Annotated in this window: 14 protein-coding genes; 10 read left to right on the plus strand and 4 right to left on the minus strand. The window is 64.0% G+C overall.

Going from position 1 to position 15,650, the window contains the following annotated elements; translation table 11 throughout:
- The first annotated feature begins 16 nt into the window (after positions 1 to 16).
- Together ACFXKA_RS08890 and ACFXKA_RS08895 are read left to right on the plus strand one after the other, a co-directional pair.
- On the plus strand, positions 17 to 844 hold the full coding sequence (locus tag ACFXKA_RS08890; RefSeq protein ID WP_354831934.1) for an SDR family oxidoreductase: 828 nt from the start codon (positions 17 to 19) through the stop codon (positions 842 to 844).
- Between the two features lie 995 nt (positions 845 to 1,839).
- Entirely contained in the window at positions 1,840 to 2,166 is a 327-nt protein-coding gene (locus tag ACFXKA_RS08895) for a hypothetical protein (protein WP_379426718.1), read from the plus strand.
- A 524-nt stretch (positions 2,167 to 2,690) separates the two neighbouring features.
- On the opposite strand, the gene ACFXKA_RS08900 is transcribed toward ACFXKA_RS08895, so the two are convergent.
- Together ACFXKA_RS08900 and ACFXKA_RS08905 are read right to left on the minus strand one after the other, a co-directional pair.
- Positions 2,691 to 3,200 (minus strand): PaaI family thioesterase, encoded by a 510-nt coding sequence (locus tag ACFXKA_RS08900; RefSeq protein ID WP_379426719.1) that lies wholly within the window; start codon positions 3,198 to 3,200, stop codon positions 2,691 to 2,693.
- 481 nt (positions 3,201 to 3,681) lie between these two features.
- Positions 3,682 to 4,647 carry an acyl-CoA thioesterase domain-containing protein gene (locus ACFXKA_RS08905; RefSeq protein WP_379426918.1) on the minus strand — a complete coding sequence of 322 codons (966 nt, stop codon included), beginning with the start codon at positions 4,645 to 4,647 and terminating at the stop codon, positions 3,682 to 3,684.
- Between the two features lie 210 nt (positions 4,648 to 4,857).
- Here ACFXKA_RS08905 and ACFXKA_RS08910 point away from each other — a divergent pair, with 210 nt between their 5' ends.
- Positions 4,858 to 5,184 carry a helix-turn-helix domain-containing protein gene (locus ACFXKA_RS08910; protein WP_379426720.1) on the plus strand — a complete coding sequence of 109 codons (327 nt, stop codon included), beginning with the start codon at positions 4,858 to 4,860 and terminating at the stop codon, positions 5,182 to 5,184.
- 164 nt (positions 5,185 to 5,348) lie between these two features.
- The gene (locus tag ACFXKA_RS08915) at positions 5,349 to 5,855 is read left to right on the plus strand and encodes an ATP-dependent Clp protease proteolytic subunit (protein ID WP_379426721.1); all 507 of its coding nucleotides are present in this window, start codon (positions 5,349 to 5,351) and stop codon (positions 5,853 to 5,855) included.
- A gap of 775 nt (positions 5,856 to 6,630) precedes the next feature.
- Here the strand turns inward: ACFXKA_RS08915 and ACFXKA_RS08920 are convergent.
- Positions 6,631 to 7,029: a VOC family protein gene (locus tag ACFXKA_RS08920; RefSeq protein ID WP_379426722.1), complete on the minus strand. Its 399-nt coding sequence runs from the start codon at positions 7,027 to 7,029 to the stop codon at positions 6,631 to 6,633.
- Positions 7,030 to 7,134: 105 nt separating this feature from the next.
- Between ACFXKA_RS08920 and ACFXKA_RS08925 the strand changes: the two genes are divergently transcribed.
- The 4 genes from ACFXKA_RS08925 (at position 7,135) to ACFXKA_RS08940 (ending at position 13,459) form a co-directional block, all read left to right on the plus strand.
- Entirely contained in the window at positions 7,135 to 8,130 is a 996-nt protein-coding gene (locus ACFXKA_RS08925) for a helix-turn-helix transcriptional regulator (protein WP_379426723.1), read from the plus strand.
- Positions 8,131 to 9,409: 1,279 nt separating this feature from the next.
- Positions 9,410 to 9,640 (plus strand): DUF6400 family protein, encoded by a 231-nt coding sequence (locus ACFXKA_RS08930; RefSeq protein WP_379426724.1) that lies wholly within the window; start codon positions 9,410 to 9,412, stop codon positions 9,638 to 9,640.
- Between the two features lie 879 nt (positions 9,641 to 10,519).
- Positions 10,520 to 11,524, plus strand: coding sequence for a metallophosphoesterase family protein (locus tag ACFXKA_RS08935; protein WP_379426725.1), 1,005 nt, complete (start codon positions 10,520 to 10,522; stop codon positions 11,522 to 11,524).
- Positions 11,525 to 11,998: 474 nt separating this feature from the next.
- Entirely contained in the window at positions 11,999 to 13,459 is a 1,461-nt protein-coding gene (locus tag ACFXKA_RS08940; protein ID WP_379426726.1) for a class I adenylate-forming enzyme family protein, read from the plus strand.
- On the opposite strand, the gene ACFXKA_RS08945 is transcribed toward ACFXKA_RS08940, so the two are convergent.
- Positions 13,456 to 13,710 (minus strand): acyl carrier protein, encoded by a 255-nt coding sequence (locus ACFXKA_RS08945; protein WP_354831952.1) that lies wholly within the window; start codon positions 13,708 to 13,710, stop codon positions 13,456 to 13,458. The genes ACFXKA_RS08940 and ACFXKA_RS08945 overlap by 4 nt on opposite strands.
- Positions 13,711 to 13,791: 81 nt before the next feature.
- Between ACFXKA_RS08945 and ACFXKA_RS08950 the strand changes: the two genes are divergently transcribed.
- Together ACFXKA_RS08950 and ACFXKA_RS08955 are read left to right on the plus strand one after the other, a co-directional pair.
- Complete coding sequence (locus ACFXKA_RS08950; protein ID WP_379426727.1) at positions 13,792 to 15,072, plus strand: hypothetical protein; 1,281 nt, start codon at positions 13,792 to 13,794, stop codon at positions 15,070 to 15,072.
- A gap of 191 nt (positions 15,073 to 15,263) precedes the next feature.
- On the plus strand, positions 15,264 to 15,593 hold the full coding sequence (locus ACFXKA_RS08955; RefSeq protein WP_379426728.1) for a hypothetical protein: 330 nt from the start codon (positions 15,264 to 15,266) through the stop codon (positions 15,591 to 15,593).
- Positions 15,594 to 15,650 lie beyond the last annotated feature (57 nt).

Genomic DNA, 15,650 nt, shown 5'->3' on the forward strand with positions numbered 1-15,650 from the left:
AGGGGTACAGAGGGGTATGAAGACCGTAGCGGGCAAGAAGGTCCTGGTCACCGGGGCAGCCATGGGCCTGGGCAAGTCGTTCGCGCAGCGCGCGGTGGCCGAGCAGGCCGCCGATGTGGTGCTGTGGGACGTCAACGAGAAGGCGCTGAAGGAGACCGCGGCCGAGCTGGCGGCGCTGGGCGGCAGCCGGATTCACCACTACGTGGTGGACGTGTCCGACCGCGACGCCATCGCCGAAGCGGGCGCGACCGTGCGCGCCGAAGTCGGCGGAATCGACGTGCTGGTCAACAATGCGGGCATCGTGCGCGGCAACGGGTACTTCTGGGAGACCGGCAACCGTGCCGACATCGACAAGACCATGGCGATCAATTCGCTTGCGCCCATGTACATCACGCTCGAATTCCTGCCCGCCATGGTGGCGAACAAGGGCGTCGAGGGCCGCGTCCTGAACATCGCCTCCTCCGCCGGGCTGGTGGCCAACCCCCGCATGAGCGTCTACGCGGCCTCCAAGTGGGCGGCGTTGGGCTGGTCGGACTCGGTGCGCCTGGAGCTCGAGCAGTCCGGCAACGAGCACGTGAAGTTCACCACGGTCTGCCCGACCTACATCAACACCGGAATGTTCGACGGCGCCAAGGGCTTCTGGTTCACCCCCATCCTGGACCAGGAGGAAGTCGTCGACACCTCCTGGACCGAAATGAAGAAGGGCTCCGCCCTGGTAGTCCTACCCTGGACCTCCCGCCTCAACCGCGCCATCTCCGGCCTCCTCCCGCTCAAGGTCCGCGACTTCTACCTCAACACGGTGGGCGTCTACCACTCCATGGACGAATTCACCGGCCGCAAATAGCGATTCGAGCCTGATCGGCTCGAGTGAGCGAATGATCCAACCGGGGCCGGTGCCGCAGAATCCGCGGCACCGGCCCCGGTGCCCTTTCCGCTAAGCGCCGCGCCCGCCATACACCGCACCGCACCGGGCCGCGCGTCGATCGTGGTGGATTGCCGATGGCAGCTAGCGCTCCGCGCCTGAAATCCGATGTGTAATTGTGGGATTTGCGGTGGTGAAGACCGGCCGGCCAAAGAATGCCGAGCTGACGGTGAGAGAGGCCGCGCGGGGAGAGTTGGTGTGGACGGCGATATCGGCACAGACGAATGCGCTGCGTGACGGATCGCGCTGGCGTGCGCCGAGACGGGCGCGTTCGATACCCGGCCTACCGAATGCTGCGGCGGCCGGTTACCGACTCTCACGCGCCATCCGTGGGGAGAACTACAATATAAGCGCGCCCTCTTTGCGTCGCGGAAGGGATGTGGTCGCGTGGCGATCGAAGATGTTGAGGCCAAGCCTGCCTCTGAGCAGGGCCTTTGGGGGCGGAATCAAGGCTTCGGGGTACGAAATGCCCGTCATATGTAATCGAAACCACCGGACCGCCCTTGTCGTGTTCGGAATCGCCCTCCTGGCAATTCCGCAGATCGTGGCGTGTACGAGCCCGGAATTCAAAGTCGAGTCCGTCGGCATCAGTTGGGATCGCGACCCAAACTTCGGATGTAATGACACAGCGAATTATACGATGGTTGTGAAAACGAATAGCGACGTCGGGGACTTTCAATTCAGGGAAAATGTTGACGGAATCAAAGGTCCGATAAACGATCAGGCCGTGTTCACGAGACGTACAAATGAGTACACCGGGCATGTTCCCATTGATCAGCCGCCAGGCACTCATAATAGTCATGGACTCTATATCGAAGTCATCTCTCCCAACGAGCTGACCTCGAATACTATATATCTCAACGTCGACTGTTGATAGCCCGACTATCATTATTTGATCTGGAATTCGATGGCGACGCTTGGAGTTCGCATTCCGCTGTGACGACCCCGACGAGGCTGATAATTGCCGGGAGCAATCTACCGCGGCCCTCATCTTCAGCGTGTTGCTCGGATGCGCGGTCGGACGCCTCGGACCGAAGAAGAGCGACGAACTCGCCCGCGCGATTGAACGACTGCAGGCCAGCTGGCCGCGGCGACTGGACGACACCGACCTCGTCGCCCAGATCCTCATCCAGCGCAACCACGTCGACTCGACGAGCGCCGCCCATATCGTGTTCCTTCTCGAGCGCAACCGGCGTCTCGAAGAGGGCAGCCAAGTCGATGAGGCACGCCGCCGACACCTGTAACTCGATATCAATGCTGACGGGATCCGGGCCGTGGACACCGCCCACACCGAGCGCGCACCGCGGAGCACGCGGTACGCAGCACGCAAGCGGCCCTGCGGACGGCCGAGGCCAACCTGCCCGATCCCTCGCTTGGCCCGACCCGGCCTCGGTGCAAGTCCTCGTCCACGATGAAGAAGGCAGCTGCTTCGGTTTTTGGATGATCACGACGGCAAACTCACCGAAGTGCTGGTGAGCCTCCGTTGTCACCGGCGACGGTATCGCGGTGGGAACCGCAACGCTCTACGATCGCGTCGGCCGGTTGGGCACCTGTGTGGTGACTGCCGTCGCGGACGCCCGGCGGCCAGTGCCGGCAGCACGCCGTGCGCCGGCCGCAAACTGATCAACCAACATCCCCATCCCGCACCGGGCTGACCGCACCGGCGCGGTACGGCCGACGATGAGACCGACTGCGGCACAGTAACATCCGCTACTGTCGCGTCCGGGACGTTATGGGTCGGTATTGAAGAGGGGCCATGTTGTGGTCGCTAGTTGACGCGACGCACGTACAGCTGCTGGGTGGCTCGGGCAACTAGAACGCCTTGATCGGAAACGATTTCGGCGGTGTGAGCTGTGATCGACTTGCCGCCCTCGCTCGTGGTGTCCCGGATCGTCGCGACGTGATCAGATAGGAGCGACATGGTGGCGGTCACCATCTCACGGCCGGGCGCGATGAACTCGATGCTTGCGGCGCTCGTCCAAACGCGATAGCCGCGCCCGAGCTGACCGCGGGCCATGATCCCGAAGAACGGATCTGTCATCGAGTACAAGGTGCCACCGAATGCGGACCGGTTAGGGTTCCAGTTCCATGGGCGAACTCTGTGGGTAGCACGCACAGATGTCCAGTCCTCCGAGATATGAGCGACGCGTACACCAGCGAAGAAGAGTGGCGGGTATGCGCTCATAATCAGCCGAAGTACCTTCGGGCTAGGCAATTCTCGTGTGCCTCGGCTCCCAGCGATGGAATCGGACGATCGACGCTCTGCTGAGGCGGACATCACTTCACCTGACTATATTCGGTATCAGAATCGTTGCGGCTCATCCTTTCGGACGCAGCTCTGCGGGGCAACATCCGCTCCTGCCGCCGGCCGTACCGGCCGGCGCGACCAGATAGATGCCGCTACGTCAGGAGATCACGGTCCACCACAGATCGCGGGTGTCCCAAAGTGCTGCAAGAATTTCCCCGACCACGGCCAGAGCGAGTACACCGGCAAGTCCGCCCAGCAGTGACGACATCACTATCCGTACACGGGCCGGATAACCCGTACGCCAGCCCCGCCGGGCCGATAGACGTTCTGCGATAACCGCTCCCCGGCGTGCACTCAACTGCCGCTTCCACGCCGACCGAGCCGACCGGCGCGGGCAGGCGAAAGTCAACTGGCCGGCCGATCCGAGGACGGCGGATGTCCGCAACTGCCGGAGGTCGAGCATCACCACGGGCGGCAACGTGCGTCCTTCCCGCGGAGTCTCGCGAAGGTTCTAGAAGTGAACCTGCCGGTGGGTGTTCGCTACCGCGGTGACGGAAGATACTCCGAGGACGCCGTATTCGTCATAGAGCGTGGCGGATCCGATAGCGATGCCGTCCGCCGCGTGTTGTCCGTTCGATTCCAGACCCAACCCGTCCGATTCGGGCATTCGGTACAGGTTCAGGGTGACATCGACGTTGATGAAGGGCACGCTGTCCCCGTCCCAGTTGGTGATGAAGCTCGTAGCCTCCGCCAGCGTGGCGACACGAGTGAAGGGGGTCGCCTTCTCACCTGCAACGGCGGGGATCATCGTCGGTGTCCACATCCGTTTGCGGGCATTGTTCCGGTGGTCAGCGAAGTTGGCCGACCAGTCGGCTGGATACCCAGCGCTGCTCAACATCGGCGCTGGCGCGATCGCCTCCCCAGAACTCACTACGATGCCCGGCCGCGAAAATTCCGACGCGGGTGTCCAGGCAAAGCCGTCTGCCCTGTCCGTCTCCAGGGGACGGACAAACAGCGCCGAGGCCCGGACGACCGCGCGATCCGACTGAAGTAGCTCCAAATGTAGGAGCGTCACTCGCGTGCTCGATCGGACTAGTTCGGTCCGCGTTTGAATCGAGTGGAACGTGGTCGGCCTGACGAAGTCGAGAGTGAGCCGGCATCCGGCCGCCTCGATCGGGCAGTGGCGCTCCGCTTCCCGGGCGGCGAGCGCAGTCAGGCCTTGGCCGCCAATCGTGCTGTGTCCCCATGGTCCCCGCGCTGCTTCGAGCGGAACGAACCCATCGTCCAGCGGTTCGAAAAACCCGGCTCGCGAGTTCTCCCCACGTGACATCTCCCGCGCCCCTCCCAGTCTTATTCCGCATCGCGGCGAGCTCATCGAGATACTAGAACACGTTTCACTGCCTGGTCGATTATCGACCTGAACGTTCTGCGGCGCAGAGAAATCCACACGCCGCGAGATCGCGCCGCCGCGGACCATGGCAGTGATCAATTCCCAGTCTCAGCACACCACCGAGTCCATCGGCACCGAATCCGGTCCCTCGCCTGTAGCCGATGAGCGCATTAGAAGGTGCGGCTGATCGTGGATCTCGTCGGATCCTCCTTGTTGGTGCAGCTGACGCATTGGTGCAGCTGAGGCGCTTCGGTTCAGGACCTGGCGTTATATCTAATATGAGATATCGTTGTAGGTATGAGCGAGGAGGTGAGCCGGTCGCCGGGCGAGGAGCCTCTCCCGGTGCTGCCCGGGTTTCGGGAGATGGCGCTGCGCAGGATGTCGGAGGATCGTGCGCGGCTGATTGCTGAACTGGTGGAGCGGCGGCGGGCGGCGGGGTTGTCGCAGACCGAAGTTGCTGCCCGTATGGGTACGTCGCAGTCGGCGGTGGCGCGGTTGGAGACGGAGAACATCGATGTGCGGACCTCGACGCTGCAGCGGTACGCCGCTGCGGTCGACAGCCGCATCACGTTGCAAGTGACGAGTACGACAGCTGAATCGAATCGGATCGGAGAACAGCCTTGAGAATCGAGACGAGCACACCCACTTCTCAGTGGCAGCCTTGGCCGTCGGAGTTTCCGAACTACTACCCGGCGAAACGTGAACAACCGCAACCTGTTCCGGCCCCGCCGCCCTCGACGCGGGTGTGGATCGATCCTCACCCGGACGGACCGGCGGATGCGTTGCTCATGCAGCGGACGGTTATCGCTCGCGGGCATTTGGACGCCGCGGCTGCCACCGAGTTGTGCGCTCGGTTGCTGACGCTGGACGCTGAGAGCGCCCGACCGATCCGGCTCGAAATGTACGGGCTGGAAGCGGATCTGCTCGACGCCAGCACTGTCACCGATGTGCTGGACGTGCTTCGCGCGCCCGTGAGCGCCTACGTGAGCGGCACGCTCGGCGGTGCAGCGCTGGGACTGCTCGCATCGTGCGAGCATCGCTACGCCTACAGGAGTGCCCAGTTCGTGTTGCGGGAGCCGTCGGTGCGTCTGGATGGCGGGCTCAGTCGTGTCGAACCGCGACTCGAACACGCGCGAGCCATGTTCGACACGCTGCTGGCTCGACTGGCGGAACTCACCGGTCGCGACACAGACCAGATCCGTCACGACCTCGAACAGCAACGGACACTCACCACTTCAGCTGCTGTCGAGTACGGGTTGATCGAGGGCCCCGCAACCCGCGAACAATCGTGCTGAACGCACAAGCCGGTCGACTTCCCGATCCGAACGAGCATCCGCCAAGATCAGCGGGTGCTCGTTCGCGGTAGCGCCACGGAAATGGAACTGAGCGAATCCAATGAGCGCACAAATCAGTTTCGCGGGCAGTCGCCCCCGGACACTGGTCAAAGGGTGGCGCGCGCAGTCTGATCGCGCAAATCGCCCCTCTGGCAAGGCTGCTCGTCGCACGAGGTCAGCTCAGCCGAAGCCCATGTCAGCGACGAATGGCTAGCGACGAATGGCTCCGGGTCGGCATCGCCGAGCGGGGCAGCTTGGTTGCATTCGCCGACGAACTGCGTGCCGGGCCGGACACTCCCGACGTACCGGTGGCCGCGCTCACCGCGAGGGCATCGACCCCGGCCCGCAGGCGTCGATGCGGGAGCAGATGCTATGTGCGATACACGTGGGCATGAGGAGGATGGCCACGGCCGCGGGTGAGCACGATGTCGTTCAGGGAATATCGCGTCGTCTCCGATGTCGGCCACCACCAGCTGTGCATCACACGCCCCGATGTCGTGGTCCAGGCGATCCGCGACCTCGTCGACCGGGTGGCTCACGCCTGAACTCGGCTTGGCCATGTTCCCGAAGACCGGCGGCATACGGTGCTCACGATCGGCCAGCTCGCGGCAACCGCCCGCGTGACCGTGCGCACCGCACGCTATGCGGGATAGTGCGCGGCCCGGCGCGGGCTTGTGGAAGAGCGATGGGCCGAGCGCTTCACGGGTGCCCGCACGCGTATACCGATGAGCGGATGTCAGCGGGCAAATTTGGCGACGGCCTGCGCGGTGACCGGGGTGAAGAGGTTGATCAGGTTGCCGTCGGGGTCGCGGAGCAGCAATGACCGATTGCCCCACGGCATCGTCGTGGGCTCGTTGACGAAATCGTCGATCGTATCCCGCAACCGCTGGTAGTCGGCATCGACGTCGGGGACCAGGAACTCGATGATCGCGGTGTGGTTGTCGGCTGGGCGCGCGCTGCCGGCCGCGAACAACGCGACGGTGCGGGTGCTTCCGATCGCGAGGGTGCCGGCCGGTGTGGCGATTTCGGCGAAATCCGGTGTAGCCCAGGAAGCTTCGACACCGGTCAGGTGCTGATAGAAGCCGACCAGCCGTTGGATGTCGCCGGTGATCAGACGGATCGAGACGAGATTCACTTGCGTACTCCTGTTGTTGGTTGGGGCGGAGGTTGCGCCGCCCGCAGGCCACGTTAGAGCCGATACCGGACAGTTTCCGCCCGGTATACATGCGAGAATTTTCTGATGACGCGCCCCACTGCCCGAGTGCTGGCACTCCTCGAGCTGTTGCAGGCCGGTGGTACCCATACCGTCGGCGAACTCGCCGGACGGCTCGGCGTCGATGAACGCACGGTCAGGCGATACGTCACCCATCTCACCGACCTGGAGATCCCGGTGCGATCGGTGCGGGGCCGCTACGGGGGATACCGGCTCGCCCCGGGGTACCGAATGCCGCCGCTGATGCTGACCGATGACGAGGCGGTGGCTGTGTTGCTCGGACTCCTCACCAGCCGCGGCGTCGGTCAATCGACAACAGCCGCCCACGCGGCCGACAGCGTGACGGCCAAACTCCGTCGCGTCCTGCCCGCACGTCTGGCGGCGCGGCTGGACGCGCTGATCAACACCGCCGAATTCACCGAGGATGCCCGCTCGGCGGTTGCTGTCGAGACCGCCGTCCTCCTCCGGCTCGCCGAGGCCACCCGCGAGCGCCAACCGGTGGCGATCGGTTACACCGACCGGAACGGACGTCGCAGTGAGCGGACCGTGCACCCATACGGGCTCGTCGCCCACTCCGGCCGGTGGTACCTGACGGGGATGGACGGCAACAGTGACGATCTACGTCAGTTCCGGCTCGACCGCATCACGACGGTGACCACACTGCCCGGAACATTCACTCCGCCAGCGGGATTCGAGCCGACCGCGCATCTGCTGTCCGCACTTGCCACGGCGCCCTATCGGTACGAGGTATCGATTCGAGTGCAGGGCACCCTCACCCAGGTCCGCCCACTGCTCCCCGCGACGATCGCGACCGTGCACGAGATCGACTCACCCCTCCCTGACACCCACCCGTGGGTCCGGGTCCGAATTCGAGCCGAACAACTCGACTGGATTCCCCCCGTCCTGGCCGGCCTGAACCGCCCGTTCGTCATCGAACACCCCGACGCACTCAACGACGCTGTGCGCGCCCTGGCACGCCGACTCACCGCAGCCGCCGACGGTCCACCCGAAGCCCACCGGTAGATCCATCCGCCACACAGCGCGAACGTACGGGAATACCGCCACCCGCGTGTTCGACCGGTCGGTGCGCGGCGTCGGAAGCCCAACGGCCCGAGTGCCGTACGGCCGCGGGCGGTGCACGCAAATGCCGAGTTTCCGACGACCGGTGCAATCCCGCACAATCCGCTGTAGAACAGCAACTTCACGCCAATTCCTCAGCTGTAGTGCGCGTTCAGAACGGTTGGGTTGGCCGTTGATGCGCGCATGGCGGCGTGTTCTTCTCCCGCTGGTCGTGTGGTAAGAGCCCGCTGCGGGGCCTGCCGTGTGAGCGCACGCACATCCCGAAATCCCGTGCGTCGTGGTCCGTCTGGATGCTCGGTCTGTCATGGGGTTAGCGTGTGGTCGATCGCGACTGGCGTTGCGTGGGCCGACCACGAGGAAGCGCAGTATCGGAGTGTCGTACGCCTGGGTGCTCCCTATCTCGAGACGAGAGACGGGGTATGGCAATGGACTTGCGCTACGGCATGAATCCACATCAACACGCGCGTTGCCGCCGAACATGGGGTTGAGCTCGTCATCGAGCCGGGCGGTGCCCTCCAGTCAAACGTCATCGCCGACGCTTGCCGTGAGCACCGCATGACCCTCGCCCGCACCGGAGTTCGACTCTTCCATCACTGAATCGCGGCGACTGCCGAGGCTCATCGATCGCAATCATCCGTTCGCGCCGCACACCGCGCTGGCCGAACCGTCCCGCGCGAGCAAGCAAAGATCTACTTGCCGTTGCCGATCCGGGGCCGGCGGAACGTCCGGAACTGCCGGTGATCTCGATGGGTCAGCGCAACGCCATCGCCGACGAACTCAACGGACGCCCTCGACAAACTCTCGGATTCGTCACGCCATCAGAAGCGTTCGATGAGGTGCTGCGATGACCGCTGGGCCCGCACCGAATATCGCGCGCTCGTCATCGGCGGCTAATGTCGTGCGGCCCAGTTCGGGTTCGATCGGTGCAGGGGTGTTCGCGTCGGCGTAAATAGCATCAGCGCGGCTGGCAATCGGACCCGGGCGCCAGCGACGGCATTGGCAAGTTCCGCTCTGTTGCGGTGTGGCGTCGCCGCCCCGATTTCAGCGGTGGACGTGTCGTGGCGATTGCGTGGACGCATTTACTCCGAGGTCCAGTCCGCCCGCGGGCATCAAATGTGACGAAGTCCAACCGTGAAACGTGATGCAGGTCATTGCCCGAGACGGCGTGGTTGGGCATCGTCGGCAGTTCGTTTTTGGAAAGAACCTGGTTGGAGATGCCTGAATGGCCGACCACAATTTTGCTTACGACCTCACGTTGGACGAGGTACGCCGGCGCAGCGCTGTCCTCGCGGCGCTCGGTGACGACTGGGATCCGGTCGCGGTGCTCGCCGAGGAAGAACTGGCGTACGACATGCTGTACTCCAATCTCGACGATGAGCAGCAGCGGATCTACGACGAACTCGTCGAGGCCGGGATCCTGCCGGATCGGGCGATGCGCCCTATCGCCGACTGATCTTCCCGCCGAGCACGAACCATCACTGGTGTTCGGCTGGTTGCCTCCAGCGAATGGCGACCTGGCCGCTCCGGCGCTCGGCTGAGCTTCGTGACCAGAGGATGCGCATCATTGCCGATTACTCGGTGATCAGGTTGGCCGAACCCCGAGACCGCGCACGATGTCGAGCTCGACAGCTCACTGCTGTCGAATGGGCGTCGACCGGTTCGGTTTTGCGGCCGTTGCCGGTAGCGAAGACCCGTACCTGCACGGAGAGTTTCGCCGGCACGTCCACCATGGTTTCGCCGTCGTGGACCAACCGGTGGGCGAGGTGGCGGCTGATGCCGTTGCAGCCTTGGACGGCCCACACTCGATTAGCGAATCGTGATCCGGCGGTGAGTATTTCGGCGTAGCCCGCAGTGTCAGTGGCGTATCGACCGACGGGCGAGGACGTGTCCTGCCTAGTAGATGACCTCGATAGTGGTCGAGCGTTTGTGTGGATCCGTGCCGATGATGACGGCCACCGGTGTCGCATTCTGCCTCGCAATGGGTGGGGTCCGTGCGAAGAGGGCACCGCTACTTCGAGCCGGGCAGACCCCTTTCCCGCCACTCCGGCACCCGGCGGGAGGCAGGCCATGAGAGAGCCGGACCGAATCATGCTGGCGGGCAGCCGATTGAGGGAGCATCCCATCGGGCACCCTCACCGAATTCTGGACGGGACCAGGCGCTGACGCCAGTCTCGAGTAGCCGCTGACCGCGCTGGCCGGACCGGCTGACTCAGGGTAGCTGGCGGCGAGACCGACTGCGGCCCAGAGATATTCGTTACTGCCGGATGCTGTGCGGTTCACAGCCGCGATATTGCTTTGCTCGCCGAACCGATCCGCGTCTACCGTCGTGCGGATGCGGCGCACCGTCATCATCGGCGACATCCACGGCTGCTTCGATGAGCTACTCGAGCTACTCGGGAAGGTTGAGGTCACAGAAGACGATCTCCTCGTCAGCGTTGGTGACCTGGTCGACCGCGGCCCGAAACCACACGAGGTGGTCAGTCTTTTCCGTGAACGCCCGAACTCGGTGGCGGTCATGGGGAACCACGAACGCAAACACGTTCGCGGGATCTTCTCCTACGCCCAGGAAATCACCCGGCTGCAGACCGGCGATGATTACGCGGATATGGTCGACTGGATGCGGACGCTTCCCTACCACTTCGAGAACGAACATGTCCGCGTCGTCCATGCCGGCATGGTGCCGGGCATCCCGCTCGCCGAGCAACGTGCGGAGGTCCTTTGTGGTTCCACTCGTGGCGAGCGCGAACTCAATGCCCTGTTCCCCGACAGCGTCTGGCACGACCACTACACCGATGCCAAGCCAATCGTGTTCGGACACCACGTAACCGGCGACGAGCCACTGATTCGCGACAACCGGATCGTGGGCCTGGACACCGGGGCCTGCCACGGCGGGACCCTGACGGCACTCAGCCTGCCAGACTTCGCGATTCACTCGGTGCCAGCACATACCGATCACTGGTCGCAGGTCAGGCGCCGATGGCAGCTGCCGGTCCTGAAGACCAAACCGTGGGCCGACTACACCTGGCCGGAACTGAGCGAGGCAATCGCACGGTTCTCCTCGACACCCGATACCGCCACCCAGGCCTGGCTGACAGCGGTCGAGGAATGGGCAGCCGAGCTCCAGTCGGCGTTCCCCGCTCTTGTCGCCGCCGCCCACCACACCGCCGACGCTCTCGACACCGATCAGCTGCGGCAGCATCCCGCCGCGCTGTTCCTGTTCCAAGCCCGCCACAACAGGCTCGATCTGCACAGCCTGACCCGGCAATGCAGCACTCCCCGCAGAACGATAAACCTCGCGACCGCACTGGCTTTCGACGTGCCCGAACTACCCCGATAGTCGAAACATCTCGGTAATTTCAGACCGATTACTGCACAGCCGCAACGCATTTCCATGCCGTTGCTCGCGCGACCGCGGGGTCTGCCATGCCGAATTGAGCGCCTGTTTGTATGTTTGCTTCCCGGCGTCGAGCTCGAGAACACTCGGACCCCTGGTCTTCGGCGATCGACTGCACGGTGCCGTCGCCGGAGAAGAACTCGTCGCTGACACGGAAATCGATTGCGAAAGTATGGAATTGAGCTGCCTTCACCTGGACTTGAACTGAGTCTCCTTGTCTCGCTGGTCCTTTTGACGGCAGCATCCGGCCTTCTCAATGGCGACCACGATAACGGCTTGGTTTGAAACGGACGGAAGCTTTGACGTTCGATACCGGCGTTCTCCAACTGACTTTCTGGCGTGATCGTTGACGGCTTGTAGATGCCGCATCCCACTTCTATCCTTACGAGCAGAGGGGACGGACCCTGCGGAGTAGAGATGATCTACGACAATCTGCTAGCGCTGACAGCGCGGGCACCGATCACCAGTGGATTGCGGCAGGGCGAGGCATTCACGCCCTACGCCGCTTTAATCGAGCGGATCGGCCGGCTAGCCGCCGGTTTCATTGACCGTGGCATCGGGCGCGGCGATCCCGTTGCCCTGCTGATTCCGAACTCGCCCGATCTTTTCGTGACCGCCCACGCGCTCTTCGCCATCGGCGCCATCGCGATGCCTCTGGGCGAGACGGCCACGCGAACCGAACTTGCCGCACTCGCGCAAAAGACCGGACCCCGCGCAGTCGTCTCAACTCCCGGTCATGCCGCCGTTGCCGAGACGCTGATCGCAGATGCAGCCCCCGGCATTCCCTTGCTCTTGACGAGCGCCCTTCCCGAGGGAAGCGCAACCACCCAGCTGCCGAAACTGGGAGGCGATACCACGGCGCTCTACCTCTTCTCGTCCGGCTCGACCGGGTTGCCCAAGGTGGTGCCGCACACCCATGCCGAGCTCGTCGCTGACGGTGAACGAGCCAGCGCAGCCTGGGAAATTCAGCCCGACGATGTCGTCGTGGACATTCTGCCGGGCAACTTCTCATTGGGCTTCTTGCTGGGCGCTACGCAGACCGTCGCCGGCGGTGGAACGACTCTCTATTGGAGCGATCGCCTGCCGCTGGCGCTTTCGCGCAAGAAGCTGCTCGACACCATGGTCCGCGAGCGCGTCACCGTCATGGGCGCCGTTCCGGCAATGTACGAAATCGTCACTGGTCAGACCGGCAGTTTCGACCTCAGGATGCGCCTGGCCTTCTCGGGTGGCGTCGCACTGAAAAGGCCGATCTTCGAAGCGGTGCGCGAGCGCCTCGGTACCCCACTTCGTCAGGATTACGGCTCGACCGAAGCGAGCATGTTCTCGCACAACAACTCCGCCGATCTCGACGCGAGCTGGGCCTCGGTGGGCAAGCCCGCGGGCGACGCCAGGGTCCGCATCGTCCCGTTCGACACCGACTTCGGCCCATCCGTCGGCGAAATGGAAATCAGATCGTCCTCGCTCATGCGGGGCTATCTCGGCGATGCGGTGGCCAATGCCGAGGCGTTCGATGAGGGCTGGTTCAGGACCGGCGATCTTGCCTCGCTCGACGAAGAAGGTCGCATCTTCATCCGTGGCCGCAGCAAGCTGCTGATCGAGGTATCCGGTTACAAGATCGACCCCATCGAGGTGGAGGAGACGCTCATGGCCTTGCCCGCTGTCGCCGAAGCCGCAGTGGCGGGTCTCCCGGACTCGCGCAACGGCAATCGGCTGATCGCGTTTGTCGTCAAAGGGGCGGAGGTGTCGGCCGATGAGTTGATCCGCTACGCCCGCGAAAGGCTGTCGGTTCAGAAGGTCCCGGACGAGATCGCGTTCATCGACGCACTGCCGCGGAGCGCGGCCGGCAAGGTGCTCCGCGCGCGGCTGCGCGAGCTCTAGGCCGGTTGAGCCGCTCGCTGCGAAACATAGGCCGCTATGTTCGCAGGCGATTCGAACAGCTCCGGCCGTATCTCCGTGTCCGGGATGCTGATCTTGAATCGCTCCTCGAGGAAATACACCAGCTTTACCAAACTGATCGAGTCCAGCAGGCCCGTCTCGAGCAAAGGCGTCTCGCGATCGACCGGCGCACCGCCGGTTTCGGCCACCATGGCGGAGATATACTCGACTATCGGTCGTTCGATATCGTTCATCACTCGAGTCCCTTATGTAGTCGGCATGTTAGCCAATTTCATCGCGACCTGTAACGGTATTCGAAAACGCGGGAGGAAAGCTTGGGCGATACACGCCCGCTGGGCGAAAAGGAACAACTGCTCAGCCATTTGCATGTCCATGGCGGGCTGATCACCATGCAGGTGCTGCATGTGCGCGGCCGCCTCGATCCGGCGCTGGTGAACCACGCGCTCGCCTGGCTACAGACCCAGCACCCCATCCTTCGCGCTCATGTCCGCTACGGCAAGCTGGTCTGGCGGCACATGCCGTTCTTCGCCTATCGCCAGCCCTGGTTCGACACCGAGGGCACGACGGAGATCCCGCTGAAGGTGCTCGAGGACACCGACCCAGACGCTTGGCGCACGGTTTTCGCCTCTGAGATCCGCACACCGATCCCGAAGGGCAACCATCCGCGCCTGCGGATCACGCTGGTGCGGCAGTCGCCCGACGCCGACCTCAACCACATCGTCATTTGTGCCGATCACGCGACGCTCGACGCCCAGTCCGCCAACATGCTCGCTCGCCAGCTTCTCGAATTCCTCGCCGATCCAGCCGCGGCGCAACTGAAACCCCCGCTCGACACCACACTGCCCCCGTCGATCGAGGACAGCCTGCTCAGCAAGTCCGGCAGTGGCAAGAAGACCACCTATACGCCGGCCATTCGCATACCCAAGCAGGCGGTACCCGACCGGAAGAAAGAAACGCGAGTACTGGCACGTCACCTCGAGCCCGTCGTAACGGCGACGCTCATGGATGCCATCAAAGCCAACAGAACGACGCCTCACGGTGCGGTAACGGCAGCCTTCCTGCTCGCCTTGCGCGAGCGGTACAGGCTCGATGCCATGACCGTGCTGACCACGGTCGACCTTCGTCGCCTCAGCAGACTCGCGCGGGCGCACGAGACCTTCGGTTGCTACGTCGACATCCTGCGCACCGAGCACCCGATCACCGACGACTTCTGGGCAACCGCCCGTGACGTCTCGTTCAAGCTGATCGCCGCGCTGGCCAAGGACCACGAGTCCGCCTCGATGATGAAGTTTCCGGGATGGGAAGTGTATCGGCACGAAGTCGGCCCAGGGATCCGGCACAACCGGCGCCTCGACGGACTTGCGGTGACCACGACCGGTGAGTCCGGCCTGCAGGCCGCCTACGGCGCCTACACGCTCGAGGACGTCACCAAGGCCGTTTCACTCGACATGTTCGGCCCGTCACTGTTCGTGATCGCCAACGAGCGGCTCGGCGGCCTCGACCTCAGCGTCGGGTACTCGGCACTCGCGATGAGCGACGATGAGGTATGCCGGCTCACCGACAACGCGGTAACCCGGCTCGAGCTAGCTGGATAGAACGCCACGCCGATCGCAGCACGTCCCGCGTCGTGGACGAGGTCCCGGAGAACGACCTGGCCGGCCGCCGAGTCGTCCTCTGGCGCGGGCGGATTCGAGTCCCTCGAGGGCGCCCTCGCTGATGAGGTCGGTCGCCGGTCGATGCGATCGAAACCGCGCCGTCCGCGGACAGCGGTGGTGGGATGGGTGCTATGAGCTTCCCTCGGCGGGCCGGGCCGGTCGTGATCCTCGCCTCGCTGGCGCTCGTGGCCGGGTGTGGGCCGGACAACGATGCCTACGTCGCGCTGCAGAACGCCATGAAGGAGAACATCACCGCCAAGGATCACCGGCCGGTGCGGTCGGTGTCGTGCACACCGCATGTCCACGACACGATGCGTGAAGAGACCGCGCATCTGAAATGCGTCGTGGTGTTCACCGATGGCTCGTCGTATACCGCCAATGCGGTGATCCGGAACCAGAATTCCGGCGGCAGGCACAACATGCCGGATGCCTACAGCTGGGACCGTCCTCCCTCGCAGTGAGGTGCCCGCACAGCTGCTTCGAGGGGGCAGGCTGTCGACCAGCCCTGGGAGACCTGC

Origin of the sequence: Nocardia sp. NPDC059228, from assembly GCF_042754245.1 — a bacterium.
GTDB lineage: Bacteria > Actinomycetota > Actinomycetes > Mycobacteriales > Mycobacteriaceae > Nocardia.